Below are 25,247 nucleotides of genomic sequence, written 5' to 3' on the forward strand. Positions count from 1 at the left end.
TTGTGCTGGGGCTTCTAGAAGTGCAAAAGATGAGGTTGTCGCGGTATAGATGATTTAATGGGTAAATTATTCTCGCTCGCGATCGAACTTTTACAAATTTGCTTGTTGCAAATAACGCTCCAAATCTTTAACCCGTTCTTGTGTCACCCTCGCTCTGCAATAACTGTAGGTAGAAGCAGCCAAAGTCCCACCTTCAAACTGCCCCATTTCATAATTGCAAGATTCATCTCTAAACTTGAGCCAACTACGCTGTGCTACTATCAATCTTTGCTTTTGTTTGCTGTTGAGTTTCTGCTGAAGTTGCTGATATACTTGATTGAGTTTTCTGTCTGCTGCCTGAAACTCTTGACTGGAACACGCATTCTGCTCCTGTGTAGTTTGAGGACTTTTGCAGTTAGGCTGCTGGGCGAGTTGTAAGGAAGTGTTGCTGGCTTTGCTGGGAAGCAAAAATCCGGCTGTTAACAACAGCGAACTCGCGGCTAATTTGACCCAAATAGTGATTTTTTTCAAAATATTTACCTCTTTTTCAATCTTTAATTTTCTCTGCTGGCTGCGCCGATCGCCAAATCCACCAAGCTGCAGCCCACAAAGTAAAATTCCCGAAGAGAGTCATTGCCGCTTGCAGGGTAACGATCCATTCTAGGGCTGGAGAGTTGTCAAAATAGTGCCATGTACAGGCACACATAGCGCTGACGAGAGCGGGCAGCATTCCGGCGGAAAGGGCCCACCAAGCTCGGTTTTGAGTGACTTCGCCGTAAGTCCAAATTAACCAGATGGCGGCAATCCACTCGACGACGCTAGAGACGTGAATAATCCAGGTGGGAATTGACAAAGCGTGCATTTTTTGTATTCTGAACGAAGATGAAAGATTTATCGATCGGGACTTACGCAACTGTCATATAAAGTATGATGAGTCAGTCGATTTTAGATTTTAGATTTTAGATTTTAGGTTGACTCCACAGATGAATCTTGGAGCTTGAGCTTTGGTCTAAAATTTTAGGAGCATCCACGACTTAAGTGGGGGCTTGTACCTGTTTTTGGGCTGGTCATACAATTTTAGATTAGCGATTCGAGATTTTATTAGATTTGTGATTTGAGCTGACTGATGACGTAAAGCCTTGAAGCTTGATGACAGTAGCATTTTTTTGGTAGTAGCATCAATTTTCAAATCTCAAATATCAAAAAAATCTAAAATCTAAAATCTAAAATCTAAAATAGTTAGATTCCCCATCACAAACAAATAAAAGAGTAGAAATGCGAGCAATTTTGTGCGGCTATTACGGTAAAGGCAACGGCGGCGACGAGGCGCTGTTGGCATCGCTACTGCAAATGTTACCAGATGGCGTGACGCCGATCGTCCTGTCTGGCAATCCTGTCGAGACAAATCAGCGGTACGGGGTAGCTGCGCGCGATCGCATGAATGCGTTTCAAGTTCTCGAAGCACTCCGCACCTCCGACGCCCTAATCTGGGGCGGCGGTAGTTTAATCCAAGATGCTACTAGCATTGTGAGCCCTTTCTATTATGGGGGTTTGATGGGATTAGCGCAGCAGATGGGCTTAAAAACTGTTGCTTGGGCCCAGGGAATTGGGCCTTTGAAGCGCGAAATCACTCGCAAGTTATCTCAGCGCTGTTTTGCTGGATGCACCGCCGTCAGCGTGCGGGATAAAGCTTCAGCTACTTTACTTGCAGATTGGCAAATTCCTTTTACTTTAGCGCCCGATCCCGTGTGGGCTTTGGAGAATTCCCCCGTGTCGGGCTTGTGGGATTTACCTGCGCCCAGAGTTGCTGTTTGTTTGCGTTCTCATTCTACACTAACTGCCGCCCGTTTGTCAATCTTAACTCAAGCTTTAGTTGACTTTCAAAAAGCAACTCGCACCTTAATTTTGCTGCTGCCTTTTCAAGCTTCTCACGACTTAGAAATTGCCCAACATTTGCACGAAGCCCTGCCGAAAAGAAGCTGCATCCTCAGTTTAGACGACCCCAGAAAATTGAAAGGAGTGTTCCGGGGAGTCGAAATGGCGATCGGGATGCGCTACCACAGTTTAATTATGGCAGCATCCGAAGAATGCCGCTGTTTTGCCCTCAGCTACGATCCCAAAGTCAGCCAGTTAATGGAAGAGCTAGAAATGCCGGGATACTTATTATCAGAATTGCCAGACGATCCTTATTTAATCAGCAAAACCTGGATCGAACACTATGCTAATGGCGACGCCTTATCGCCAGACAGGATAAAATTTATAGTAGAGCGATCGCTCTTTCATCGCGAAGTATTGCAAACCGCGCTCCAGTAATCTCATTCAGAGGTGAAATACAATGACAGTCAGTACAGCAGACTTAAAAATTACTTGGGAAAAATTGCCAGACGATTTCATTTTAGACGAGGAACCTGTGGAAAATATCGACCAGCCCTTGCTCGCTGCTGCCTTGCGAGAAATCTTAGAAATCGCAGGGCTAATTGTAACTGGAATATTAGTTGCCCTAAACATGGGAATTTGCGCTACATTAAACGGCAAGCTAGTTATTAAAGCTCCAGATTGGTTTTATGCCCGCAACGTACAGCCGCTTTCTAGTCAAGAAATTCGTCGCAGTTACACTCCCAACTTAGAAGGAGAAGTCCCGGCGATTGTCATGGAATTTTTGTCCGCTAGTCCCAACGATGAATATTCAATAAAACCAACGTATCCGCCGGGAAAATGGTTTTTTTACGAGCAAGTATTGCGAGTGCCAATCTATGCACTTTTTGAACCTGCCGCCGGAGTTATCGAAGTCTATCAGTTGAATTCATCAGGAAGATATCAAGTACAGCAGCCGGATTCAAACAATCGTTATTGGATTGAAGGAGTTGGGTTATTTTTGGGTGTTTGGCAGGGAACCAAGGCCGAAAGAACCGGATATTGGTTGCGGTGGTGGGATGAGAGCGGAGAGATGTTATTGTGGGGAGCAGAAATGGTAGAAAGGGAACGGCAGCAAAGGGATCTCGCTCAACAGCAAGCCGAACAAGAACGAGAACGATCGGAAAGATTAGCCGCCCAATTAAGAGCAGCAGGCATTGAACCAGAAGCCTAATGCAATAATGAGCAATTTAAAATTGTCCCTCTGCAATTTAATATTGCTCATTAATTAAAAAGTATTGAACAATATCGCAAAAATCAATATTTATCTGCGTTAATCCACGTTCATCTGCCTTCATCAGCGGTTCAAAATTACATTTAGGAGACAGCAAAATTGGCAAGAGTAAGAGTGCGGGAACACGTCAATCCCCTATCAATTAGATATCAAGCATCTGCAAGTCCCCCGGATTGGACTAAAATCTATGCCGACTTAAATTTACCGCTGCATTTAGATATCGGCTGCGGCAGAGGACGGTTTTTGTGGCACATGGCGCAAATCCAAACTGACTGGAATTTTCTCGGATTAGAAATTCGGGAACCTTTGGTTGACGAGGCAAATCTTTGGCGGGACGAAAAAGCCTTGACAAATTTGCACTATTTGTTTTGCAATGCTAATAGTTCCCTGAAGCCGATTTTAGAAACTTTCCCCGCTGGCACTTTGCAGCTAGTTAGCATTCAATTTCCCGATCCGTGGTTCAAGAAAAAGCACCACAAACGGCGGGTGGTGCAGCAGGAATTAGTCAACGAATTGGCAACTTATCTGGGAATGGGTGGCGAAGTGTTTATTCAGTCAGATATTGAGGAAGTAGAAAGGGAAATGTGCGATCGCTTTTCATCTCACCCCAGTTTTAAACGTCAAAACGGCGAGAATTGGCTAGCAGAAAATCCTCTACCTGTGCCTACTGAAAGAGAAATTGCGACTCTCAAACGCGGCGAACCAGTTTATCGAGCACTGTATCAAAAATAATGCTCGCTTTTACAAACTCACCTTTGTCATAAATGTTATAACTTACATCTTGCACCTTTGTTGGGAACAGGCAAGATGCCTGTTCCACAAAACTTAATTTTATTGTGGAACGGGCATCTTGCCCGTTAATAAAAGAATTATTTCTAACTTACACCCAAGAATGAAGCCACATCCGAGTATCGAATTCCCACTGCGACAAAGGCAGTCCCAAATAGATAGGCATCCAGAAAATAAAAGCACCCAAAACCAGAAAAATAATTGTTACTCCCATCCCTCGGAGTCGAGTTTGAGGGCTGTGCAGCCACCTGTCAGTCCACCAAGCAAGTGCTAAGGCTGCAAACACAGAACAGCCCATATAATGGTACAAAAATATGCAGCGAGTCACCTTCATCCAAGGCAGCAAATTAGCGGCCCAATTAACTATTAAATATAACGCCAGCCACATTTCAGCAGTCGGCGGAAACAAAATCGGCTGCTGCTGTTCTAGCGTGTCAACAGAAGCTTCGCTGCGCGTTTGCAGCCACACCAAAATCCGGTGAACTAAAACTCCTATTACTAGCAATAAAGCTAAGGTTGAAAGCCACCAAAGGAAGGGATTTCCCATCGCGTGAACGTCAAAAATTGCCCGAGTTGCACCTTCAGGTAAAGGCGGCAAAACCGGATCAGGTTGGGCATTGCTGCTAGCAGTTTTGTAGAAGTAAACTATGGGGCGCAGCATCAAAGGCCAACTGTACCACGTGGAACAGTAAGGATGTACATCTGGGCCGCTTTTAATCCGCTGGTGATAAGTCAAAATTTCCGTTTGCATCTGCCAGAAATTGGGAGTTGGATTGAGATGCAGGTGAGGAATCCAGCATAGGCTGTAAACTAAAATAGGAATGACAGCTAGAGTTAAACCTACTTCTATAAATTTGAGTTGAGTCAGTTTTTGTATGGGACTTTCGGCAGGAATTAGAGGTGAATTTACCTCGTAGCTTTGTTCTTCATTTCCTCTGTTCCCCTGGATAAAACGAACTGCCCAAGCACAGATTAAAATTAGATAAGTACCGAAGAGAAACCATAATCCGTTCCATTTGATAGCCGCAGAGGCGCCGAAACCTATCCCGGCTAGTAGCAGCCAAAGCCAGCGCTTTTTGCCTTCTGCTTCTACGGATTTTAAAATAAATAACTGACCTAATATTCCAAATAAAACCAGATAAATATTGTTCAGCGCGTAGCGAGACTCAACTAAAAACAGACCGTCGCAGGCGATAAATAAAGCAGCAATAAAAGCAAAGGTGCGGCGCGGAACTAGCTGATAAGCCAGTACTCCCACAACTAGCGGAATAAAGGAACCTGTAAGAGCATTCAGCCAGCGGTAATCCCAAGGGGAAAGCAGGGAGCCAGCCATACTGTTGACGGCGGTTTTGCCGAAGGGAAGATGAGTGCCAATCCAAATGCCGATCGCAATTATGTACTGGCTCAGAGGCGGGTGAGCGTTAAAAAAAGGAGTTTTTGTGAGATAATCGTTGGCAAATTTAGCGTAGTAAACCTCGTCAAATACTAAAGTGTTAAATCGCTCCAGTTCCCAAAATCGCAGAGTTAAGGATAGGAGAAACACAGCGAACATTCCTAAACAAAAAAACCAAGTGGATCTGTTGAAGTGTTTTTTGTGGATTTTCATAAAACAGCAGAAAATAGTAGATGCTAGATTTGAGGGCGATCGCTAATTTAAAAATACTGAGTTGAGAATAGCGTAAAAATTACAATTATGACTTTTAACCTTCGCGCAGGCAAATCCGATGCGGGCGATCGCGTGGTGTGGCCAGAGGCAGCGGGGGGATCGCACAATATGCCCCCGACGCAATCGGCAGGCAGGAAAGGAAAGCGCACCTGACAAGCTGCGATCGACTATGATAGCGGTTAACCAGGTCTTGTTTGAGCACGTGTTTATGAATCTCAGGCTGTGGGTTTCTGGGATCGCTGTAGGTGCGAGTATCCTGCTCGGAGTCCCGGCGGTAGCTGTACCCAGTGTTATTAAAATTAGTCAAGGGGGTTCGCAGCAGTCCGGGGAAAACCCGGCAACGGCTACTGCTAAAAGAGCCTTTACAGAAGGGGTTCAACTGTACCAGCAGGGGACAGCGGAATCTTTAAGAAAAGCGATCGCTAAATGGGAAGAAGCACTAAATCTATATCGAGAAGCGGGCGATCACGGTGGAGAAGCTGCCATCCTCAACAACATCGGCAAAGCCTATTCAGACTTGGGAGAGAAACAGAAAGCCCTAGAGTATTACAGCCAGTCTCTTCCCCTGATTCGGGTCGTCGGCGATCGCAATGCGGAAGCTATCACCCTCAGCAACATCGGCGTTGTCTACTCATTATTGGCAGAGCAACAGAAAGCCCTAGAGTATTACAACCAGTCCCTTCCCTTGTTGCGGGTCGTCGGCAATCACCGTTGGGAAGCTGTCACCCTCATCGGTATCGGCAGAGTCTACTCAGACTTGGGAGACAAACAGAAAGCGCTAGAGTATTACAACCAGTCCCTTCTCCTGACTCGGACCGTGGGCAATCGCAATGCGGAAGCTACCACCCTCAATAGCATCGGCAGTGTCTACTCAGACTTGGGAGAGCAACAGAAAGCCCTAGAGTATTACAACCAGTCCCTGCCCTTGACTCGAACCGTGGGCGATCGCAGTGGGGAAGCCACTACCCTTAATAACATCGGCTTAGTTTACTCAGCATTGGGAGAGCAACAGAAAGCGCTAGAGTATTACAGCCAGACCCTTCCCCTGATTCGGGCCCTCGGTGAGCGCAGTAGGGAAGCTCGCACCCTCAACAACATCGGCTTAGTTTACTCAGCATTGGGAGAGCAACAAAAAGCGCTAGAGTATTACAACCAGTCCCTGCCCCTGAATCGGGCCGTGGGCGATCGCAGTGGGGAAGCCACTACCCTTAATAACATCGGCTTAGTTTACTCAGAATTGGGAGAGCAACAGAAAGCGCTAGAGTATTACAGCCAGACCCTTCCCCTGATTCGGACCCTCGGCAATCGCAGTGGGGAAGCTCGCACCCTCAACAACATCGGCTTAGTCTACTCAGCATTGGGAGAGCAACAAAAAGCGCTAGAGTATTACAACCAGTCCCTGCCCCTGACTCGAAGCGTGGGCGACCGCAGTGGGGAAGCCACTACCCTTAATAACATCGGTAGAGTCTACTCAAAATTGGGAGAGCAACAGAAAGCGCTAGAGTATTACAGCCAGACCCTTCCCCTGATTCGGGCAGCGGGGGATCGCAGTGGGGAAGCTCGCACCCTCAACAACATCGGCTTAGTCTACGATGATTTGGGAGAAAAACAGAAAGCGCTAGAGTATTACAACCAGTCCCTTCCCCTGAATCGGGCCGTGGGCGATCGCAGTGGGGAAGCTACTACCCTTAATAATATCGGTAGAGTCTACTCAGAATTGGGAGAGCAACAGAAAGCGCTAGAGTATTACAGCCAGACCCTTCCCCTGAAACGGGCCGTAGGCGATCGCAGTGGGGAAGCTACCACCCTCGGCAACATTGCTTCTGCCAAACGCGTTCAAGGCAATCTCACTGAAGCCCTCACTGACATTGAATCCTCCCTCAAAATTATTGAAAGCCTCCGCACCAAAATTGCCAGCCCTGAACTCCGCACCTCTTACTTTGCCACCGTACAGGACTTTTACCAGTTCTACATTGACCTGTTAATGCAACTGCACAAAACGCAACCCAAATCTGGTTATGATACCAAAGCCTTTGAAGCCAGCGAACGTTCCCGCGCCCGCAGCCTCCTCGAACTTCTTCAAGAAGCAAACGCCGATATTCGCCAAGGTGTCGCCCCAGAATTATTGCAGCGAGAACGCAGTTTACAACAGCAACTTGATGCCCTTGAAAAACGCCGAGTTGAAGTTCTCAGTCGCCCCAATCATACTCCCGCCCAAGACGCAGAATTAGAACAACAGCGCCAAACTTTACTCACTCAATATCAAGACATTCAAACCCAAATCCGCACCACCAGTCCCCGATACGCCGCCCTCACCCAACCCCAGCCTTTAACCCTTACACAAATTCAACAACAAATCCTCGATGATCAGACAATTTTACTTCAGTATTCTTTAGGAAAAGAGCGCAGCTATCTCTGGGCTGTCACCAAAACCAGCATTAGCAGTTATGAATTACCAAAAGCTGCCGACATCGAGAAAACTGCCAGAAAATTCCGCGATGCTGTCACCGATCAAACTTCCCGAAACAGCCCCAATCAAATCGCCCAAGCCAACGATGCTATCAGTCAAATCATCTTACAGCCCGTTGCTGCCCAACTCGGTCAAAAGCGCCTGCTCATAGTTGGCGATGGCGTTTTGAATTACCTCCCCTTTGCTGCCCTTTCCCTCCCGGTCAAATCGGGTGAAAATGCGAATCCGCCTTTAATAGTAGACCATGAAATCGTCCTCCTTCCTTCAGCTTCCACCTTAGCAATTATCCGACAAAATTACAGTGATAGACAACCTCCTAGTCGGAGTTTGGCAATTTTCGCAGATCCAGTTTTTAGCGCTGATGATGAACGAGTCAAACATCCGGTGACTGCTGCAAATCGCCAAGCAATAGATTCCGTCAATCTGGGTTTAAGCCACTCTATTCGCGACAATGATGTAAACTGGAGCCGTTTAAAATTCACTCGTCAAGAAGCTCAAATTATTGAAGGGTTAGTGACCGTTAATTCTCGCAGCCAATTCTTTGATTTTGAAGCCAGTCGCGCTACAGCAACCAGCTCCAATTTAAGTCAATATAAACTGATTCATTTTGCCACTCACGGGTTAGTCAATAGCGCTCACCCGGAATTGTCAGGAATCGTCATGTCCCTGGTAGATGAAAATGGCAATCCTTTAAACGGCTTCCTGCGGTTAACGGATATTTTTAATCTCAAATTAGCAGCAGATTTAGTAGTTTTAAGCGCCTGTAAAACCGGAATGGGGCAGATCGTTCAAGGCGAGGGGATGGTAGGATTGACACGGGGATTTATGTATGCTGGCGCGAAGCGACTTGTAGTGAGTTTGTGGAGTGTGGACGATGAAGGAACAGCTACGTTAATGTCGAGTTTCTATCAGGAAATGCTGCAAAAAGGGTTAGCACCGGCGGCCGCATTAAGAGCCGCACAATTGGAATTATGGAAGCAGGAAAAGTGGCATTCTCCTTATTATTGGGCAGCATTTACACTTCAGGGCGAATGGCGGTAAATGGCTGTTTTCCGACAGGTTGAAACCAATTCCCGAACCAAGTTCGTCTAGATCGACTATGATACCGGTTAACAAGGTCTTCTTTGAGCAGGTATTTATGAATATCACGCTTTGGGTTGGGGGGCGTTACGGACTTGCTGTAAGTGTTCTTATCTTGCTAGGAGTCCCGGCGGTAGCGGCACCCAGTGTTATTCAAATTAGTCAAGGCGTATCGCAGCAGGGAGGGGGAAATCCTGCGGCGGCTGCTGCTGAAAGAGTCTTTAAAGAAGGGATGCAACTGTACCAGCAGGGGACGGCGGAATCTTTAAGAAAAGCGATCGCCAAATATCAAGAAGCATTAAAGCTGTATCGAGAAGTAGGCGATCGCACAGGAGAAGCTACCACCCTCCACAACATCGGCGTTGTCTACTCGGATTTGGGAGAAAAACAGAAAGCCCTAGAATATTACAGCCAGTCCCTTCCTCTGAGACGGGCTCTCGGCGATCGCGCGAAAGAAGCCACCACCCTCACCAGCATCGGCAAAGTCCACTCAGATTTGGGAGAAAAGCAGAAAGCGCTAGAGTATTACAACCAGTCCCTTCCGCTGAGTCGAGAAGCGGGCGATCGCAGTGGGGAAGCTGTCACCCTCACCAACATCGGCAGTGTCTACTCAGATTTGGGAGAACAGCAGAAAGCGCTAGAGTATTACAGCCAGTCGCTTCCCCTGCGTCGGGCAGTCGGCGATCGCAGTGGGGAAGCTACCACCCTCACCAGCATCGGCAGAGTCTACTCAGATTTGGGAGAACAGCAGAAAGCGCTAGAGTATTACAACCAGTCCCTTCCCCTGAGTCGAGAAGCGGGCGATCGCCGTGGGGAAGCTTTCACCCTCAACAGCATCGGCAGAGTCTACTCAGCATTGGGAGAAAAACAGAAAGCGCTAGAGTATTACAACCAGTCGCTTTCCCTGCGTCGGGCTGTAGGCGATCGCAGTGGGGAAGCTACTACTCTCAACAACATCGGAATAGTCTACTCAAATTTGGGAGAACAGCAGAAAGCGCTAGAGTATTACAGCCAGTCGCTTCCCCTGCGTCGGGCTGTAGGCGATCGCCGTGGGGAAGCTATCACCCTCACCAGCATCGGCAGTGTCTACTCAGCATTGGGAGAAAAACAGAAAGCCCTAGAATATTACAACCAATCCCTGCCCCTGTTTCGAGCAGTGGGCGATCGCGCACAGGAAGCTGTCACCCTCAACAACATCGGCGCTGTCTACTCAGATTTGGGAGAAAAGCAGAAAGCGCTAGAGTATTACAACCAGTCTCTTCCCCTGACACGTGCCGTGGGCGATCGCAGTGGGGAAGCCGCCATCCTCACCAACATCGGCTTAGTCTACTCAGAATTGGGAGAAAAGCAGAAAGCGCTAGAGTATTTCAGTCAGTCCCTTCCTCTGAGACGGGCAGTAGGCGATCGCCGTGGGGAAGCTACCACCCTCAACAACATCGGAATAGTCTACTCAGATTTGGGAGAAAAGCAGAAAGCGCTAGAGTATTACAACCAGTCTCTTCCCCTGACACGTGCCGTGGGCGATCGCAGTGGGGAAGCTACTACTCTCAACAACATCGGAATAGTCTACTCAGATTTGGGAGAAAAACAGAAAGCCCTAGAATATTACAGTCAGTCCCTTCCCCTGAGTCGGGCAGTAGGCGATCGCCGTGGGGAAGCTACCACCCTCAACAACATCGCCAGTGTCTACTCAGATTTGGGAGAAAAGCAGAAAGCGCTAGAGTATTACAACCAGTCTCTTCCCCTGACACGTGCCGTGGGCGATCGCGGTGGGGAAGCTACCATCCTCACCAACATCGGCAATGTCTACTCAGAATTGGGAGAGAAACAGAAAGCCCTACAATATTACACCCAGTCCCTGCCGCTGTTTGGGGCAGTAGGCGATCGCGCTGGGGAAGCTAGAACCCTCAACAACATCGGCGCTGTCTACTCAGAATTGGGAGAAAAACAGAAAGCCTTAGATTATTACAACCAGTCCCTTCCCCTGAGTCGGGCCGTGGGCGATCGCACTATTGAAGCTACGACCCTCAACAACATCGGCAATGTCTACTCAGAGTTGGGAGAAAAACAGAAAGCCTTAGATTATTACAACCAGTCTCTTCCCCTGAGTCGGACTGTTGGCGATCGCACTATTGAAGCTAGGACCCTCAACAACATCGGCGCTGTCTACTCAGATTTGGGAGAAAAGCAGAAAGCCCTAGAATATTACAGCCAGTCCCTTCCCCTGAGTCGGGCTGTGGGCGATCGCACTATTGAAGCTAGGACCCTCAACAACATCGGCAATGTCTACTCAGAGTTGGGAGAACAACAGAAAGCCTTAGATTATTACAACCAGTCTCTTCCCCTGAGTCGGACTGTTGGCGATCGTACTATTGAAGCCACCACCCTCAACAACATCGGCTTAGTCTACTCAGATGTGGGAGAAAAACAGAAAGCCTTAGATTATTACAACCAGTCCCTTCCCCTGAGTCGGGCCGTGGGCGATCGCACTATTGAAGCTAGAACCCTCAACAACATCGGCAGTGTCTACGCAGCATTGGGAGAAAAACAGAAAGCCTTAGATTATTACAACCAGTCTCTTCCCCTGAGTCTGGCTGTGGGCGACGCTCAAGGGGAAGCTGTCATCCTTTCCAACATAGCTTATGCCAAACGCGATCTCGGCAATCTCACCGAAGCCCTCACGAACATTGAATCCTCCCTCAAAATCATCGAAAGCCTCCGCACCAAAGTTGCCAGCCCAGAACTCCGCACCTCATACTTTGCCACCGTACAAAACTATTACCAGTTCTACATTGACCTGTTAATGCAACTGCACAAAACGCAACCCCAATCCGGTTACGATACCAAAGCCTTTGAAGCCAGCGAACGTTCCCGCGCCCGCAGCCTCCTCGAACTTCTTCAAGAAGCAAACGCCGATATTCGTCAAGGTGTCGCCCCAGATTTACTGCAAAAAGAACGCAATTTACAACAGCAACTCGATGCCCTTGAAAAACGGCGCATCGAAGTTATGAATCGCCCCAATCATACTCCCGCCCAAGAAGCAGAATTAGAACAGCAGCGGCAAACTTTAATCGCACAATATCAGGACATTCAAACCCAAATCCGCACCACCAGCCCCCGGTACGCAGCCCTCACCCAACCCCAACCCCTAACCCTTTCCCAAATTCAACAACAAATCCTCGATGAGAATACAATTTTACTTCAGTATTCTCTAGGGAAAGAGCGCAGCTATCTCTGGGCTGTGACTAAAACCAGTATCAGCACTTATGAATTGCCCAAAGCTGCGGACATCGAAAAAGTCGCCCGCAATTTCCGTGATGCTGTGACCGATCCGCGCTACCGAGACATCCGCAATCGAGTCGCTCAAGCTAACAACGCGCTCAGTCAAATTATTTTACAGCCCGCAGCAGCACAACTCGCTCAAAAACGCCTGCTGATAGTTGGCGATGGCGTTCTCAATTACCTCCCCTTTGCGGCCCTTTCCCTCCCCGGAAAATCCGGTGAAAATGGGAATCCGCCTTTAATTGTAGACCATGAAATCGTGCTGCTGCCTTCTGCTTCCAGCTTGGGAATCTTAAGACAAAACTACAATGACAGACAACCCCCTACTCGAACTTTAGCCATTCTCGCCGATCCGGTTTTTAGCGCTGACGATGAACGAGTCAAAACCCCTGCTACTACCACCAATCGCGAAGCAATAGAATCAGTCAATCTCGGTTTAAGCCGTTCTAGTCGCGACAATAACGTACAGTGGAACCGTTTAAAATTCACTCGCCAAGAAGCTCAAATCATTCAAGCATTAGTCCCCGCCAATTCTAGCACCGAATCTTTGGATTTTGCAGCCAGTCGCGCCACAGCCACCAGCCCGAATTTAAGCCAATATAAAATCGTTCATTTTGCCACTCACGGTTTAGTCAATAGCGCTCACCCAGAACTGTCAGGAATCATCTTGTCGCTAGTAGATGAAAAGGGAAATCCCTTAAACGGATTCCTGCGGTTGACAGATATTTTCAATTTGAAATTAGCAGCAAATTTAGTAGTTTTAAGTGCCTGTCAAACCGGAATGGGGCAGAACATTCAAGGCGAGGGCTTGGTAGGATTGACACGGGGATTTATGTATGCAGGGGCTCAGCGAGTGGTGGTGAGTTTGTGGAGTGTGGACGATGAAGGAACGGCTACGTTAATGTCGAGTTTCTATCAGGGAATGCTGCAAAAAGGGTTAACGCCAGCGGCGGCTTTAAGGGCGGCGCAACTGGAAATGTTGAAGCAGGAAGAGTGGCGTTCTCCTTATTATTGGGCGGCTTTTACGCTTCAGGGGGAATGGCGATAAATTTTATGAAAAAAAACAGCATTAATTCCCATTCCGGGCGAGTGTAAGTCTGGCGAGAACTTTTTGCGGTGAATCTGGATAGCAAAGAAAAGCGGCTCCGCTTGTCGCAGAACCGCCGTCACAGAGGATGAAAAATCAAAACTTAACGCACAGCGCCCTGTACTGAAGGTGATTCAATTGTTTTCATGAAGTACAGCTTCACTAATTGCCAGCCGTTCGACAGATACAAAGGCAATTTTTGGAAGAACTGCAAGAATTTCGGAGTATTAGAAGCAACAATTGCAGTCAACTGCTGATTGTTTTTGAGGCAAATATCCAGCCGTTCATAAAATTCTGGGTTGTTCACGTCCAGCATCACGGGGAATACGCGGCCTGCTGTTTCGTTGGTCTTTTTAATCACTTCGATGTCGTATTCGCGAGCATCGAGACCGAGCGATCGATAAAAACCTGCGCGCTGGATATCATTGAGATACATTGTCGCGAACACTGACAGCAAGAAGAAACGGCACCAAAGCTTAGCGCGCCAATCATTCAACATCTGAGGCTGAGCTCTCATCACCGCATCAAAGAAATCTCCGTGGCGGTTTTCATCCTGACACCAATTTTCAAAGAATCGGAAAATCGGATAAATCTGGTCTTCAGGATGCGCTTTTAAGTGCTGGTAAATCGTGATGTAGCGCCAATAACCGATTTTTTCCGACAAGTAAGTCGCGTAGAAAATAAACTTCGGCTTAAAGAATGTGTAACTGCGGCTTTTTGTCAAGAAACCCAAATCCAGGGACAAATTAAAGTCGGACAGGGCTTTGTTGAGGAATCCGGCGTGCCGCGCTTCGTCCCGCGACATCAGGTTGAAACCCTCGGCGAGCACTGGATTTTTGTCTTTGAGCCTGCGTCCCAATTCTTTGTAAAGCAAGAACCCAGAAAACTCAGCGGTGCATGAACGTTCTAGAAACTCAATGAACAACTGGCGTTTTTCGCCGTCAATGTGATCCCAAGATTGAGCGAACTCCTCATCCCGCACAAAGTGGTTTTTGTTGTAGTCAACGCGGAACTCTTGGATAATTGCTTCTAGTTCGGCTTCATTTACCGAGATGTCCATTTTGGCCATCTCGTCAAAGTCTGTTGTGTAAAATCTCGGCGTGAGAATAGTTTCTTTGGCTGGGGCTTTCACTCCCGGCCGCAGTTCTTCAAAAGTGGGTTTTTTGAGGGAATCTACCATATTTTTATTGGATTTCTGCTTATAACTACTCGCTTGTTTCCATTGTCGGGTACTGCGGGCGATCGCGCTCGTGTATTTCCGGCCAGCGCGGGCGGCGCGCTTGGTTTGGCGCTCCGTGTGGAATCCAGGTCTAAGCTGCTGTAATTTCCACGCCCTCCAGTTTACCAAGCTCTCGCCCGCGCAAATATGTTGCTGGCGTTAAGAATTGCTACGCAAAATTACTCATGGGCTTCCAGACAAGGTATTGGGAAACCAAATTCTGCCTTTTGTCAGTTTCTTAGGCTACCACACAAATAAATTCCCATGTCAAGCTGTTTAAACACCAGATAGAAAGTACAAAATGTATAGAGGGACTCCAATTCTTAGAATAACCAGGCAGGACGGGCATAAAATGAGCAATTTAGGTGTTAGTTACCTTTTATGGGCAGCTTGTTTTTTCGGCCCCTTCGGACTCCACCGCCTCTACAATGGCAAGATTGGTAGTGGTTTGCTGTGGCTGTTTACCTTTGGTTTGTTTGGGTTTGGGCAATTGTTTGACTTGCTGCTGCTGCCGAACATGGTGGACGAACACAATGCCAGTCTCAGGGGCAAACTCGGCGTATCTCCCGAAGGTATACCGCTATATCCCAGCAGCGGGGCGATCGCCGCGACATACCCCAAGCCAACTCCAGACCAGTTAGGGGTTAAACTCCTGAAGGCAGCTTATACCAAGAACGGAAGATTATCTGTCACCCAAGGGGTGATGGCAACCGGCGCTACTTTTGCCGAAGTGGAAGAGGCTTTCACAGCAATGCTCAAAACGGGTTATGTGAGTATCGAGAACGATGCCGTAACTGGCGTCGTGATCTACCACTTTCACGAACTTTAGCTGCTGCGGGTGCGTCCCCTAGGGGATTTTGTCTATTTTTCCAGAAGCTAATCGCTGACGCACCCTACTATTTAATATTGCTGACCGAGCAGTTGTTGCCGTTTTTCGAGTAAGCATTGCCGGCAAAATCGGCTAGAATGTTTGTTTGTCTATATAAGCAAGCAGAAAGTATTTAGCGTCATGGCAGTCCCTAAGAAGAAAACCTCCAAATCCAAGAAGAATATGCGTAAGGCCACATGGAAGCGCAAAGCTGTAGTGGCAGCTCAGAAAGCTCTGTCTCTGGGCAAATCTGTTCTGACTGGGCGTTCCAACAGCTTCGTGTATCCCGGCAATGAAGAAGAGGAGGAAGAATAGAAACGCAATACCGGGCATGGGGCGAACCCGATGCCCGATCGATCAATCCTTTTTTGCTGTTGGTAAAATCAGCATGGCATCGCCAAAGGAATAAAAGCGGTACTGTTGCTCGATCGCTTCTCGGTACAAATCCAACAGCCGAGGCCTTCCAATCATCGCACTTACCATCATCATCAAAGTAGAGCGGGGCAAGTGAAAATTGGTAATCATCCCCTCTACAACCCGCCACTTGTAACCAGGGTAGATAAACAAATTGGTCGGGCCGCAAAAAGGTTGCAAGGAAAAATCGCCACTCGCGGCGGCAGCTCCCTCTAAAGCTCGCACTGCTGTTGTACCCACGGCAATGATCCGCCCGCCTCTGGCTTTAGTTTCGCGGATTTTCTCGACGGTGGCGGCGGGTACTTCCACCCATTCGCCGTGCATTTTGTGAGCCGTCACGTCTGTCACCTCCACCGGGCGAAACGTGCCTACTCCGACGTGTAAGGTGACAAAAGTTTTTTCTATTCCCCGCTGTTCCAAGCGGCTGAACAATTCTTCGGTGAAGTGCAGGCCTGCTGTGGGGGCAGCCACCGCCCCAAGCCGATCGGCATAAACAGTCTGGTACTGTTCGGCTGAAGCTTGGGAATTTTCGATGTAGGGCGGCAGAGGTACGTGGCCGTATTCGTCCAAAAACTTCACCAGATTCTCATCTGTGGGGATGTCAAACTCCAGCAGCCGTCCCCCTGTTGCGTCGTCCCTCTCTATAACTGTCGCAGTCAATCGACGACGATCGGGCATCGTGGCATCGGGAAGGCAACAGCAAGGAGCTGTGGTCGAGTCCTCACAGGCAGGGGCGATGGGATCAAATTCAATTTTTGCTCCCAACTTTAAGCGTTTCCCCGGTTTAACCAAAGCCAGCCAACAGTTGTGCTGCCGTTCTTCCATCAACAATATCTCCACAGCCGGGCCGTTGGGTTTGTGCCCGTAGAGCCTCGCTGGCAGCACGCGGGTGTTGTTGAGTACCAGCAAGTCGCCTGGTTGCAGCAAATCGGGTAAATCCCTAAAAATCCGGTGTTGGTGGCTGCTGGGAGAATCTACAGCCAGCAAGCGAGAACTGTCCCTCGGCACTACGGGATTTTGGGCAATGCGCGAGGGCGGAAGTTCGTAGTCGTAGCCGTCCAAAGACCAGTCCATCTCTGTCATCGAGTGAATTCCTGTGCGATCGATCTGTCAACTAGGTAACAAATTGGGTAAAAACCCCCATCCAAAGTCGGGTGCTTTTCCCCTTGTGGTGGCGGGTAGAGTCCGCGACGATAGAGGTATAGCATCAGCTTTGCTCATAAGGCTCATAAGGATCGTTATGGAATACCTCTACTACATCGCCAATACTAGCCTTACTCTGAGAGTCGTGGATTACCTACGCACGGCTCATCATCTTCCCTTGCAATTTATCACTGTTATTCACCAAATAGACGGCTGGGTGGTGAAGGTGAAAATGAGCCAATATTTAACTCCAGAAATGCACGGGGACTTTCGGGCTTTTATGAACGAACTCGGGATTCCTTACGATCCTGAAATTCGCTTGCAAATGGCGCTTTGGAGTTTGGAAACGGGACAGTCCCCACTGAGCGTGATGCGCCGCTACCAGGTGGCAGTCGTTTGTCACGGCAGCCCTGACCGCAAAGAAATTGAAGCGTTTCGCCAGCAATTTGTCAAGGGTCTGGGATATTGCCCGGAAACTCTCGCCTAGACTGCTACTCATATAAACTAGCTGTTATCGCAGAGCGGGAGAAGAAGTGAAAGGAAGAGAGGAAGAAGATTTAACGCTTTTTTCACCTCCGTTAAAGATTAAGAGAGAAAGGCGCGACAGCTTAGGGAAATTAATAATTAAAAATTACCTACTGGCATTGCTTTGTGATTTTACCCTCTAATTTTTAATTAGATATTTATTTTTAATTGCTAAAAGCCGAGCGAATGTATTCTTGCAGGGTAAGGCGGTAGTTTTCTGCAATGGTGAATTGAGAGTTTGCTGCTGTTAATGGTGGTAATATTTGCTTAGTGTTTTGTTGTGAAGGTTCGCACCTTACTAAAGCGACATCAAAGCGACAATAATTATTTGCTAAATCAGGATGAGTGCTTAAAAATATTTCGGCTGTTTGCCAAAGTTTGGCTTGTTTTGTGGTAGTAACAGCTAGCATTCCACCAGCATCCCAATTTCCCCGGCGGCGAGTTTTTACCTCTACAAATGCTAATGTTGGGGATTGCTGATTGGGAAGAAATCGGTTTTTTGCGCTTTCTTCATCTCTTCCGAGTGCGATGATGTCAATCTCTCCCCAGCGACAGTGCCACTGGCGGTGCAGGATTTCCCAGCCTTGCTGCTGCAACCACTCGGCGACTAAGTTTTCTCCCAATGTGCCGATATCCCGAGAGTTTGGGGATTGGGGGGAATTGGAGTCAGCCGTCGCTAACGGGCGATTCCCTACGGGATAGCTACGCTTGACGCTCTTTCTGGTAGAATTCAATTCTGAACTGTCACGACTGCCCATTAGCTTGAACTTGTATGATGATTTCTCGAATTCGCCAACATATTTATACTTTCTTGCTGAGTTTTGTTATTTTAGCAGTAATTGCCGCTGGGGCGATCGGCATTAATCCCGCACCTGCTTTCGCTTTGGATCACGACAAAGAAATCCTAGTCGGCGCTGATTTTACTGGCCAAGTTCTGACTGACGACAGCTTTAATAAAGCCAATCTTCGCAATAGCAATTTTACTAATGCAGATTTGCGGGGCGTCAGCTTTTTTGCTGCCAATATGGAAGAGGCAAATTTAGAAGGCGCGAATTTCACGGGTGCGACTTTAGATTTAGCTCGCATGATGAAAGCAAATTTAACTAATGCTATCCTGGAGGGTGCTTTCGCTTACAATACCAGACTCGAAGGAGCTGTCATTGACGGTGCTGATTTTACAGAGACACTGTTGCGAGACGATATGATAGAAAAACTTTGTAAAGTGGCAAAAGGTACTAATCCCGTGACGGGTAGAGATACTCGCGAAACTCTTTTTTGCGATTATTAAAAGGCTCGTTGAATAAAAGAATTTATTCCTTACTACAAATTCGTTTGTAGTAAGGACTTTATTACTTATATCAGTTGAAAAAATGTAACTGCTGGTAAGCTTCAAACCTATATCGAACGAGTCATCCCCAATCTAAAATCTAAAATCTAAAATCTAAAAGGGTATTACCGTCAGGGCTGTTTCATTCTCAGAAAAACCAGGGTTTTGTAGGGGCGGTGCCAAGAATGCGCGCCCACCCCATAGACGAGCGGGTGCGGGTTTCAGATATCGGGGCAACCACGGGGGGATTGGCCCTACCAGAGAATGAAACACCCCTGGTATTAGCCCCAAGGTACGGATGTTAAATCGTAAAAATTAACTTGACGCAGCCGCTCTAATTCCTTGAGCCATTCTTGTTCGGCACAGAATAGTTGGTGATATTCTATAGCCTCTTCGCCCCTGCTAGCGGTCTTGGCTTTTTCCCACATATTGAGTGCAATTCGGCGGCGCTTCATGCTGATAATTTGCTCGATACAGGCGAGGGCAGATCTAATTACTAAAGGGGCGCGATAAACGTTTCTTTCTGAGAACTCGTTTAAGTGAAATAAATGCGATATTTGATTGAGTTGATTTGGATATTCAATGAAGCTATCTTGCAGTTTCAATATTAACTCTGAAGGCGCTACTTGTAAAGACATTTTGTGCAATATTTCAGCATTCACAATCTGGTGCCACAAAAATCTGTGGTGAGAAAGGCTAAACTGCACGTCTCTAGCTTCTATTGCTTCTCTGACATCTTGGCGGTATTCGGGACAGTGCAAATAAATCTGCAATAATTGCGCTTCTGCTTCTTCTAAAAGACTTCGGGCTACGGCAGATAAGCTTGATGTTGAGCTTTTGTTTTCGCCGCCACTGGCACGCTGCTTTTTATATTGTTTGTTCGGCTTCAGCTTGTTTCTAATTAACAGGGGCATTGTCAAAGATTCGTCTTGACTCTGCCGCTTTGCCCAATCGCTGACTACTTGATTGAGCAAGTTTTCAGCGAGCATTTTGGTGAGCCTAAAATCTCCTTTGCTGAGAATTTCGGCGCACTTTTGCAGGTAATGTGCTAACTGATTGTCGTCAGTGATGTTCGTTAATAAATTAATAATTTTTTTTGTCACTTGCTGGGAACTATCGGCTTGCTTCAAATCTTGATTGACGAGCATTTGTTGCAGTTGCCAGTCGAGCCACAAGGGAGCATTTTCCAGCAATTCTTGATATTGTTCTGGGGAGTATGTTTTGAGGTATTCGTCGGCATCTTTGCCGTCGGGAATGTTGAGCACCCGCAGTTGCACTTCTCCTTGATAAGCGAGTTTTTCTATTTCTCCAATAGCGCGTTCTGCTGCTTGAGTTCCTGCTTTGTCGGCGTCGAAGTTGAGGATAATTTGTTTGGAGTCAGTGTAGCGTAATAACTGCCGCACTTGGTTTAAACTTAAGGCTGTGCCGAGGGAAGCGACGGCGTTGGAGATGCCGGCGGCGTGAAGTGCGATCGCGTCAAAATACCCCTCTACAACCACTGCTCGATCGGCTTTGCTAATGGCTGTTTTCGCCGTATCTAAGGCGAATAAAGTTTTGCCTTTATCGAAGAGTTCTGTTTCGGGAGAATTGAGGTATTTCGGCTGTTCGTCGCCGAGAGCTCTGCCGCCGAAACCGATGACTCTGCCTTGGGTGTCGCGAATAGGAATCATAATGCGATTGCGGAAGCGATCGTAATAACCGCTGCCGCCATTTTTTCGGGGTACAATTAATCCAGCTTGTTCTACTAATGGCGCCGGATAGTTTTTCTGTTCTACTAAATAACTGTAAAGTGCTTCCCAACCTTGGGGTGCATAACCTAATTGAAATTGTTGGATAGTTTCTTCGCTGAGCTGGCGCTCTGATTTGAGATATGCTAAGGGTTCTTCTCCTTGGGTTTGTCGCAAAGCGTGTTCGTAAAAGTTGGCTGTTAGTGCTGAGATTTCATAGAGTTGTTCCCGCAGAGAAATTTGCCGCTGCAATTCTTGTCGGTGTTCTGGTTCGACTGTTTTGACGGGGACTTGATAATTTTTAGCTAATTCTAATACTACTTCGCTGAAAGGGCGTTTCTCCAATTCCATGAGAAACTTAAAAGCATTGCCACCTGCACCGCAGCCGAAACAATAATACATTTGTTTGCCGGGACTGACAGTAAAGCTGGGAGATTTTTCGTCGTGAAAGGGACACAAACCTACGAATTCTTTCCCGCGTTTTCGCAACACGACGCGACCGGAAATAACGTCTACTATGTCGGCTCTTTGTTTGACTTCTTCGATTGTTTCTGGATGCAGCCGGGGAACTTGCATAGGGCTATTTTAGGCAAATTGAAAGTATAGCGGAAGGAAGTTCGGCAACGGATTATGTAACGGATGTCAGGAAGAAGGATGAAGGATGAAGGATGAATATCCTTCAGCTTTGCGATCTGGGAAACAGAAGGAATAAGGAAGAAAAGCCAGGGTTTTAACCAGTGAGAAAGTGTTAATCATCTTAGGGATGGCTCTATGTTTATTTTGAGCGATCCCACTTTATTAAAGCACAAAAATGACATTTAGGACTTGCACATAAAAACTCAAGCGTTCCGGTTTTTCGTACCAGGGCGGATCGCTGTTAATATGTGTTTTTTAAAAAAAAATGGTTTCTCCGTAAGGCATAACTTTATTGTAAGATGTTTACACTAACTGTAAGGAGCATCGAAAATAATGCGAATTTTAATGATGGGCGGTACTCGGTTTATCGGGGTTTATCTTACTAAGATTTTAGCAGCACAAGGACATGAAGTGGTGTTGTTTAACCGAGGCAACAAGCCTGCACCGGTTTCGGGCGTGAAACAGATTCAGGGCGATCGCACAAATGTCGAACAATTGAAAGAAAAGTTATCGACGGTCGAGTTTGACGCGGTTTTTGACAACAACGGCCGCGAACTCAGCGATACAAAGCCTTTAGCTGAAATATTTAAAGGGCGGGTGCAGCACTTTGTTTACATGAGCTCTGCGGGGGTTTATTTGAAGTCAGATCAAATGCCTCATATGGAAGGGGACGCTACTGATCCTAAAAGCCGGCATTTGGGTAAATGCGAAACCGAAAATTACTTGGCCACATCGGGTTTGCCTTGGACTTCGATTCGCCCGACTTACATTTACGGCCCCCAAAATTATAACGATTTAGAGGCTTGGTTTTTCGATCGCATTGTGCGCGATCGACCGATTCCGATTCCCGGTAACGGAATGCACTTCACGCAGTTGGGGCATTGTCAGGATTTGGCTAAAGCAATGGCGGCGGTTTTGGGGAACGAAAGGGCGATCGGGCAAATTTACAACGTTTCGGGCGATCGATTTGTCACCTTTGACGGTTTAGCACGCGCCTGCATTCAAGCAGCAGGCAAATCCCCTGATGCTATTAAGATTGTACACTATGATCCGAAACAATTTGACTTCGGCAAAAAGAAAGCTTTTCCGATGCGATTGCAGCACTTTTTTGCTTCAGTTAATAAAGCTGTCACCGATCTTAACTGGCAGCCGGAATTTGACTTAGTTTCTGGATTGAAAGATTCTTTTCAGAATGATTATGTAGTTTCGGGACGGGACAAAGCTGAGATAGATTTTTCAGTCGATGACGAGATTTTGAAATCCGTTCAAAGTTAAGTTAGAGTGGGAGCGTCCCAATGCCCGAAAAAATCTAGAACCCCACCCTAACCCTCCCCTTAGTAAGGGGAGGGAACAAGAAAGAAAGCAAACAGACTGTCACAGTAAAGTTCGCAATGCGACATTACATCGTAGCCAAAGATAGCTACTTAGAGGTTATAGCAAAACTCAAAAACGACAAGTCTGTAATTATTGAAATCCCAGTTCTCAATCGGCCGACCTTGAGCAAGCTAGCTTTGTACAATACAGCAACAACTGATGTAACTAAATTAATGATTGAAGAATTGCACAAGGGATTCCCACCTGTAATTTATTTTATTGAAATCCGGACTCCCCAGTTGTCGCTCGACCAATTAAAAAATTTAGATAAGCCATGTTAGATTTTTCTAAGGCGGAAGATTTGACATCTTGGTGGGAAGCTAATTCTTCAAAAGACTAGGAATATTAGGTAAATCTCATGCTTGGAATCACACTCAGCAGTCGCTACAGTATTATCCGTCACTTGGGAGGCGGCGGATTTGCTCAAACTTATTTAGCTGAAGATAAGCAGCTACCAGGCAATCACCTCTGCGTCGTCAAGCAGCTTAAGCCTCAAGCAACAGATCCCGAAACTCTACAGGTAGCTAGACGTTTGTTTGATACCGAAGCACAAGTTTTGTACAAGTTGGGAAATCACGATCGCATTCCCCGACTTTTTGCTTACTTTGAAGAAAATCAAGAGTTTTATCTCGTTCAAGAATTTATAGAAGGCCACGATTTAAGTCAAGAAATTACGCCAGCCGCTCCGGGAACTGCGGGAGTCATGCAGGAAGATGCTGTCATTTGTATATTGCAGGAAATTCTCGAAATTTTAGACTTTGTACACCAGCAAAAGGTGATTCACCGCGATGTCAATCCCCGCAATATTCTCCGCCGAGATCGAGACGGAAAATTAGTTTTAATTGACTTCGGCGCAGTCAAAGAAATTACTACTCAAATCACCAATCCTCAGCCCAAGAATAGCTTGAGTGTCAGCATCGGTACTCCCGGTTATATGCCCAGCGAACAAGCTCACGGCAACCCGAAACTCAGCAGCGATATCTATGCCGCAGGTGCGATCGCAATTCAGTTCCTCACTGGCATAAATCCTCACCAAATGCCAAAAAACCCCGATACAGAGGAAATTATTTGGCAGGATAAAACATCAGTCAGTCCTGAATTTGCGAAGATTTTAGATAAGATGGTAAAGTACGATTTTCGCCAACGTTATTCTAGTGCAGGCGAAACGCTGCAAGCTATTAAAGAATTGAAAAATTCTTTCAGCGGTACAGTTCCTGTATTGCCTCGGGTTGCTGCTGCGAAAGGGTCGCTCAAATCCCGAAAAAAACTGTATTTTAAAATATTGTCGCTCGCCAGTTTAATTGGCATCAGTATTATAGCATCAATTTATGGTGTAAATACTTTTAATGCGGCAAATGCAACTGACCTGTACAACCGAGGTAATACTCTTTATAATTTAAGCCGATTTGAAGAAGCTCTGGCAGCTTACGAGCGAGCAATAAATCTCAGGCCGGACTACGCGGAAGTTTGGCAGGAAAAAGCCAAAACTTTATATGAATTGAAAAAATATCGAGAATCGCAGTCAGCTTATGATAAAGCCATAGAATTAAAGCCGGAATACTTGGAAGCTTGGACGGGACGCGGTTATGCTTTGGAGAAGTTGCAAGAGTCTCAAGAGGCGATCGCATCTTTTGATAACGCTTTGAAAATCCAGCCCGACTATGCGGCAGCGTGGGAAGGCAGAGGCGATACTCTGTTAGATTCGCAGCGGTACGAAGAGGCGATCGCCTCCTACGAAAAAGCGGTACAATTTCAGCCAAATTTGTACCGTGCCTGGTACAATCGGGGACAAGCTTACCAAAAATTAAAACAGTACGATCGAGCCGTAGAATCCTATCAAAAAGCAGTTGAAATCAAATTCGATAATTATGAAGCTTGGTACAATGTAGGCAATGTTTTCCTAGAAGTTAACAAAAATCAAGAAGCTTTTGAAGCCTACGAAAAAGCCGTGCGGTTTCAGCCAAATTTTTATCAAGGGTGGTACAGTAAAGGCATCGCTTTGCTGAAAATGCGGAGGCATGAAGAAGCGGTAGAAGCTTACGAAAAAGCTGTTAAATTAAAACCTGATTATTATCAAGCGTGGTATAATTTAGGCTGGTCTTACCACGAATTACGCAGGTACGAACAAGCAATTGAGTGTTACAGCAGAGCCTTAGATTTAAACCCGAAAGAAGATCAAGCGTGGTACAATAGAGGAAATGCTCAGTACAATTTAAAGCGGTACGAAGATGCGCTAGTCTCTTACAATGAAGCTGTCTATGTCAAGCCGGACTACTCGGAAGCCTGGTACAGCCGCGGCAATGCACTGGTAGCGGTAAAAAGATACGAAGATGCGATCGCCTCTTATGACAAAGCAATTCGCTACAAACCCGATTACGGAGCGGCAATGGAAGCAAAAAAGCGGGCAGAAAGTCAGCTAGGAAGCAGCCCGCTAGAATCCCAACAACAACAATAATTGTTATTAGTCCCCCTCTGCTAGAACTTTGGGTGTAGTAGTTATTTCACGATCCGAA

At 46.8% G+C, this 25,247-nt stretch carries 20 protein-coding genes; 13 read left to right on the plus strand and 7 right to left on the minus strand.

Annotation, left to right across the window (positions count from 1 at the left end; genetic code table 11):
* Window positions 1-90 precede the first annotated feature (90 nt).
* Complete coding sequence (locus QUA04_RS07510; protein ID WP_333255316.1) at window positions 91-510, minus strand: lysozyme inhibitor LprI family protein; 420 nt, start codon at window positions 508-510, stop codon at window positions 91-93.
* Window positions 511-526: 16 nt separating this feature from the next.
* Entirely contained in the window at window positions 527-841 is a 315-nt protein-coding gene (locus QUA04_RS07515; RefSeq protein ID WP_242715849.1) for a DUF2499 domain-containing protein, read from the minus strand.
* 413 nt (window positions 842-1,254) lie between these two features.
* Between QUA04_RS07515 and csaB the strand changes: the two genes are divergently transcribed.
* The 3 genes from csaB (at window position 1,255) to trmB (ending at window position 3,859) form a co-directional block, all read left to right on the plus strand.
* On the plus strand, window positions 1,255-2,292 hold the full coding sequence (gene csaB / locus QUA04_RS07520; protein ID WP_333255318.1) for a polysaccharide pyruvyl transferase CsaB: 1,038 nt from the start codon (window positions 1,255-1,257) through the stop codon (window positions 2,290-2,292).
* A 22-nt stretch (window positions 2,293-2,314) separates the two neighbouring features.
* On the plus strand, window positions 2,315-3,067 hold the full coding sequence (locus QUA04_RS07525; protein ID WP_333255320.1) for a Uma2 family endonuclease: 753 nt from the start codon (window positions 2,315-2,317) through the stop codon (window positions 3,065-3,067).
* Between the two features lie 159 nt (window positions 3,068-3,226).
* Window positions 3,227-3,859: a tRNA (guanosine(46)-N7)-methyltransferase TrmB gene (gene trmB / locus QUA04_RS07530; protein WP_333255322.1), complete on the plus strand. Its 633-nt coding sequence runs from the start codon at window positions 3,227-3,229 to the stop codon at window positions 3,857-3,859.
* Between the two features lie 148 nt (window positions 3,860-4,007).
* On the opposite strand, the gene QUA04_RS07535 is transcribed toward trmB, so the two are convergent.
* Entirely contained in the window at window positions 4,008-5,468 is a 1,461-nt protein-coding gene (locus QUA04_RS07535) for a dolichyl-phosphate-mannose--protein mannosyltransferase (RefSeq protein WP_445242297.1), read from the minus strand.
* Window positions 5,469-5,609: 141 nt separating this feature from the next.
* On the opposite strand from QUA04_RS07535, the gene QUA04_RS07540 reads away from it, so the two are divergent.
* From QUA04_RS07540 to QUA04_RS07550, 3 genes are all read left to right on the plus strand, one after another.
* A complete protein-coding gene (locus QUA04_RS07540) occupies window positions 5,610-5,735 on the plus strand; it encodes a hypothetical protein (RefSeq protein ID WP_333255327.1) in 126 nt (41 codons plus the stop codon).
* 55 nt (window positions 5,736-5,790) lie between these two features.
* Window positions 5,791-9,093 carry a tetratricopeptide repeat protein gene (locus QUA04_RS07545; protein ID WP_333255329.1) on the plus strand — a complete coding sequence of 1,101 codons (3,303 nt, stop codon included), beginning with the start codon at window positions 5,791-5,793 and terminating at the stop codon, window positions 9,091-9,093.
* 97 nt (window positions 9,094-9,190) lie between these two features.
* Entirely contained in the window at window positions 9,191-13,462 is a 4,272-nt protein-coding gene (locus QUA04_RS07550) for a tetratricopeptide repeat protein (RefSeq protein WP_333255331.1), read from the plus strand.
* Between the two features lie 142 nt (window positions 13,463-13,604).
* Here the strand turns inward: QUA04_RS07550 and acsF are convergent, their stop codons facing one another.
* Window positions 13,605-14,681, minus strand: coding sequence for a magnesium-protoporphyrin IX monomethyl ester (oxidative) cyclase (gene acsF, locus QUA04_RS07555; protein WP_190738830.1), 1,077 nt, complete (start codon window positions 14,679-14,681; stop codon window positions 13,605-13,607).
* Window positions 14,682-15,072: 391 nt separating this feature from the next.
* Here acsF and QUA04_RS07560 point away from each other — a divergent pair, with 391 nt between their 5' ends.
* Together QUA04_RS07560 and rpmF are read left to right on the plus strand one after the other, a co-directional pair.
* Window positions 15,073-15,549, plus strand: a complete 477-nt coding sequence (locus QUA04_RS07560; RefSeq protein ID WP_333255333.1) for a TM2 domain-containing protein — start codon at window positions 15,073-15,075, stop codon at window positions 15,547-15,549.
* 180 nt (window positions 15,550-15,729) lie between these two features.
* Window positions 15,730-15,903: a 50S ribosomal protein L32 gene (rpmF, locus tag QUA04_RS07565; RefSeq protein ID WP_006632406.1), complete on the plus strand. Its 174-nt coding sequence runs from the start codon at window positions 15,730-15,732 to the stop codon at window positions 15,901-15,903.
* Window positions 15,904-15,945: 42 nt separating this feature from the next.
* Here the strand turns inward: rpmF and queA are convergent, their stop codons facing one another.
* Entirely contained in the window at window positions 15,946-17,085 is a 1,140-nt protein-coding gene (queA, locus tag QUA04_RS07570; RefSeq protein WP_333255335.1) for a tRNA preQ1(34) S-adenosylmethionine ribosyltransferase-isomerase QueA, read from the minus strand.
* 157 nt (window positions 17,086-17,242) lie between these two features.
* Here queA and QUA04_RS07575 point away from each other — a divergent pair, with 157 nt between their 5' ends.
* On the plus strand, window positions 17,243-17,632 hold the full coding sequence (locus tag QUA04_RS07575; RefSeq protein WP_006632408.1) for a hypothetical protein: 390 nt from the start codon (window positions 17,243-17,245) through the stop codon (window positions 17,630-17,632).
* A gap of 202 nt (window positions 17,633-17,834) precedes the next feature.
* On the opposite strand, the gene QUA04_RS07580 is transcribed toward QUA04_RS07575, so the two are convergent.
* Window positions 17,835-18,428 carry a YraN family protein gene (locus QUA04_RS07580; protein WP_333255337.1) on the minus strand — a complete coding sequence of 198 codons (594 nt, stop codon included), beginning with the start codon at window positions 18,426-18,428 and terminating at the stop codon, window positions 17,835-17,837.
* A gap of 14 nt (window positions 18,429-18,442) precedes the next feature.
* Here QUA04_RS07580 and QUA04_RS07585 point away from each other — a divergent pair, with 14 nt between their 5' ends.
* A complete protein-coding gene (locus QUA04_RS07585; RefSeq protein WP_333044350.1) occupies window positions 18,443-18,958 on the plus strand; it encodes a pentapeptide repeat-containing protein in 516 nt (171 codons plus the stop codon).
* Window positions 18,959-19,278: 320 nt separating this feature from the next.
* Here QUA04_RS07585 and dnaG read toward each other — a convergent pair whose 3' ends face one another.
* The gene (gene dnaG, locus QUA04_RS07590) at window positions 19,279-21,300 is read right to left on the minus strand and encodes a DNA primase (protein WP_333255339.1); all 2,022 of its coding nucleotides are present in this window, start codon (window positions 21,298-21,300) and stop codon (window positions 19,279-19,281) included.
* A gap of 393 nt (window positions 21,301-21,693) precedes the next feature.
* On the opposite strand from dnaG, the gene QUA04_RS07595 reads away from it, so the two are divergent.
* The 3 genes from QUA04_RS07595 to QUA04_RS07605 all read left to right on the plus strand — a co-directional run bounded on the left by QUA04_RS07595 (window position 21,694) and on the right by QUA04_RS07605 (window position 25,189).
* Entirely contained in the window at window positions 21,694-22,635 is a 942-nt protein-coding gene (locus QUA04_RS07595) for an NAD-dependent epimerase/dehydratase family protein (protein WP_333255341.1), read from the plus strand.
* Between the two features lie 116 nt (window positions 22,636-22,751).
* Window positions 22,752-23,015 (plus strand): hypothetical protein, encoded by a 264-nt coding sequence (locus tag QUA04_RS07600; protein WP_333255344.1) that lies wholly within the window; start codon window positions 22,752-22,754, stop codon window positions 23,013-23,015.
* Window positions 23,016-23,092: 77 nt separating this feature from the next.
* Window positions 23,093-25,189 (plus strand): tetratricopeptide repeat protein, encoded by a 2,097-nt coding sequence (locus tag QUA04_RS07605; protein ID WP_333255346.1) that lies wholly within the window; start codon window positions 23,093-23,095, stop codon window positions 25,187-25,189.
* Window positions 25,190-25,247 lie beyond the last annotated feature (58 nt).

It is taken from the genome of Microcoleus sp. S13_C5 (genome assembly GCF_036700845.1).
GTDB lineage: Bacteria > Cyanobacteriota > Cyanobacteriia > Cyanobacteriales > Microcoleaceae > Microcoleus.

Bases quoted from the DNA above. Each gene is read 5' to 3' on its own strand.
- QUA04_RS07545 (WP_333255329.1), top strand. From the start codon at position 5,791: ATGAATCTCAGGCTGTGGGTTTCTGGGATCGCTGTAGGTGCGAGTATC.
- QUA04_RS07515 (WP_242715849.1), bottom strand. From the start codon at position 841: ATGCACGCTTTGTCAATTCCCACCTGGATTATTCACGTCTCTAGCGTC.
- QUA04_RS07585 (WP_333044350.1), top strand. From the start codon at position 18,443: ATGATGATTTCTCGAATTCGCCAACATATTTATACTTTCTTGCTGAGT.
- QUA04_RS07560 (WP_333255333.1), top strand. From the start codon at position 15,073: ATGAGCAATTTAGGTGTTAGTTACCTTTTATGGGCAGCTTGTTTTTTC.
- QUA04_RS07605 (WP_333255346.1), top strand. From the start codon at position 23,093: ATGCTTGGAATCACACTCAGCAGTCGCTACAGTATTATCCGTCACTTG.
- QUA04_RS07540 (WP_333255327.1), top strand. From the start codon at position 5,610: ATGACTTTTAACCTTCGCGCAGGCAAATCCGATGCGGGCGATCGCGTG.
- QUA04_RS07550 (WP_333255331.1), top strand. From the start codon at position 9,191: ATGAATATCACGCTTTGGGTTGGGGGGCGTTACGGACTTGCTGTAAGT.
- csaB (WP_333255318.1), top strand. From the start codon at position 1,255: ATGCGAGCAATTTTGTGCGGCTATTACGGTAAAGGCAACGGCGGCGAC.
- rpmF (WP_006632406.1), top strand. From the start codon at position 15,730: ATGGCAGTCCCTAAGAAGAAAACCTCCAAATCCAAGAAGAATATGCGT.
- QUA04_RS07595 (WP_333255341.1), top strand. From the start codon at position 21,694: ATGCGAATTTTAATGATGGGCGGTACTCGGTTTATCGGGGTTTATCTT.
- QUA04_RS07600 (WP_333255344.1), top strand. From the start codon at position 22,752: ATGCGACATTACATCGTAGCCAAAGATAGCTACTTAGAGGTTATAGCA.
- QUA04_RS07525 (WP_333255320.1), top strand. From the start codon at position 2,315: ATGACAGTCAGTACAGCAGACTTAAAAATTACTTGGGAAAAATTGCCA.
- queA (WP_333255335.1), bottom strand. From the start codon at position 17,085: ATGACAGAGATGGACTGGTCTTTGGACGGCTACGACTACGAACTTCCG.
- acsF (WP_190738830.1), bottom strand. From the start codon at position 14,681: ATGGTAGATTCCCTCAAAAAACCCACTTTTGAAGAACTGCGGCCGGGA.
- QUA04_RS07535 (WP_445242297.1), bottom strand. From the start codon at position 5,468: ATGTTCGCTGTGTTTCTCCTATCCTTAACTCTGCGATTTTGGGAACTG.
- QUA04_RS07580 (WP_333255337.1), bottom strand. From the start codon at position 18,428: ATGGGCAGTCGTGACAGTTCAGAATTGAATTCTACCAGAAAGAGCGTC.
- QUA04_RS07575 (WP_006632408.1), top strand. From the start codon at position 17,243: ATGGAATACCTCTACTACATCGCCAATACTAGCCTTACTCTGAGAGTC.
- dnaG (WP_333255339.1), bottom strand. From the start codon at position 21,300: ATGCAAGTTCCCCGGCTGCATCCAGAAACAATCGAAGAAGTCAAACAA.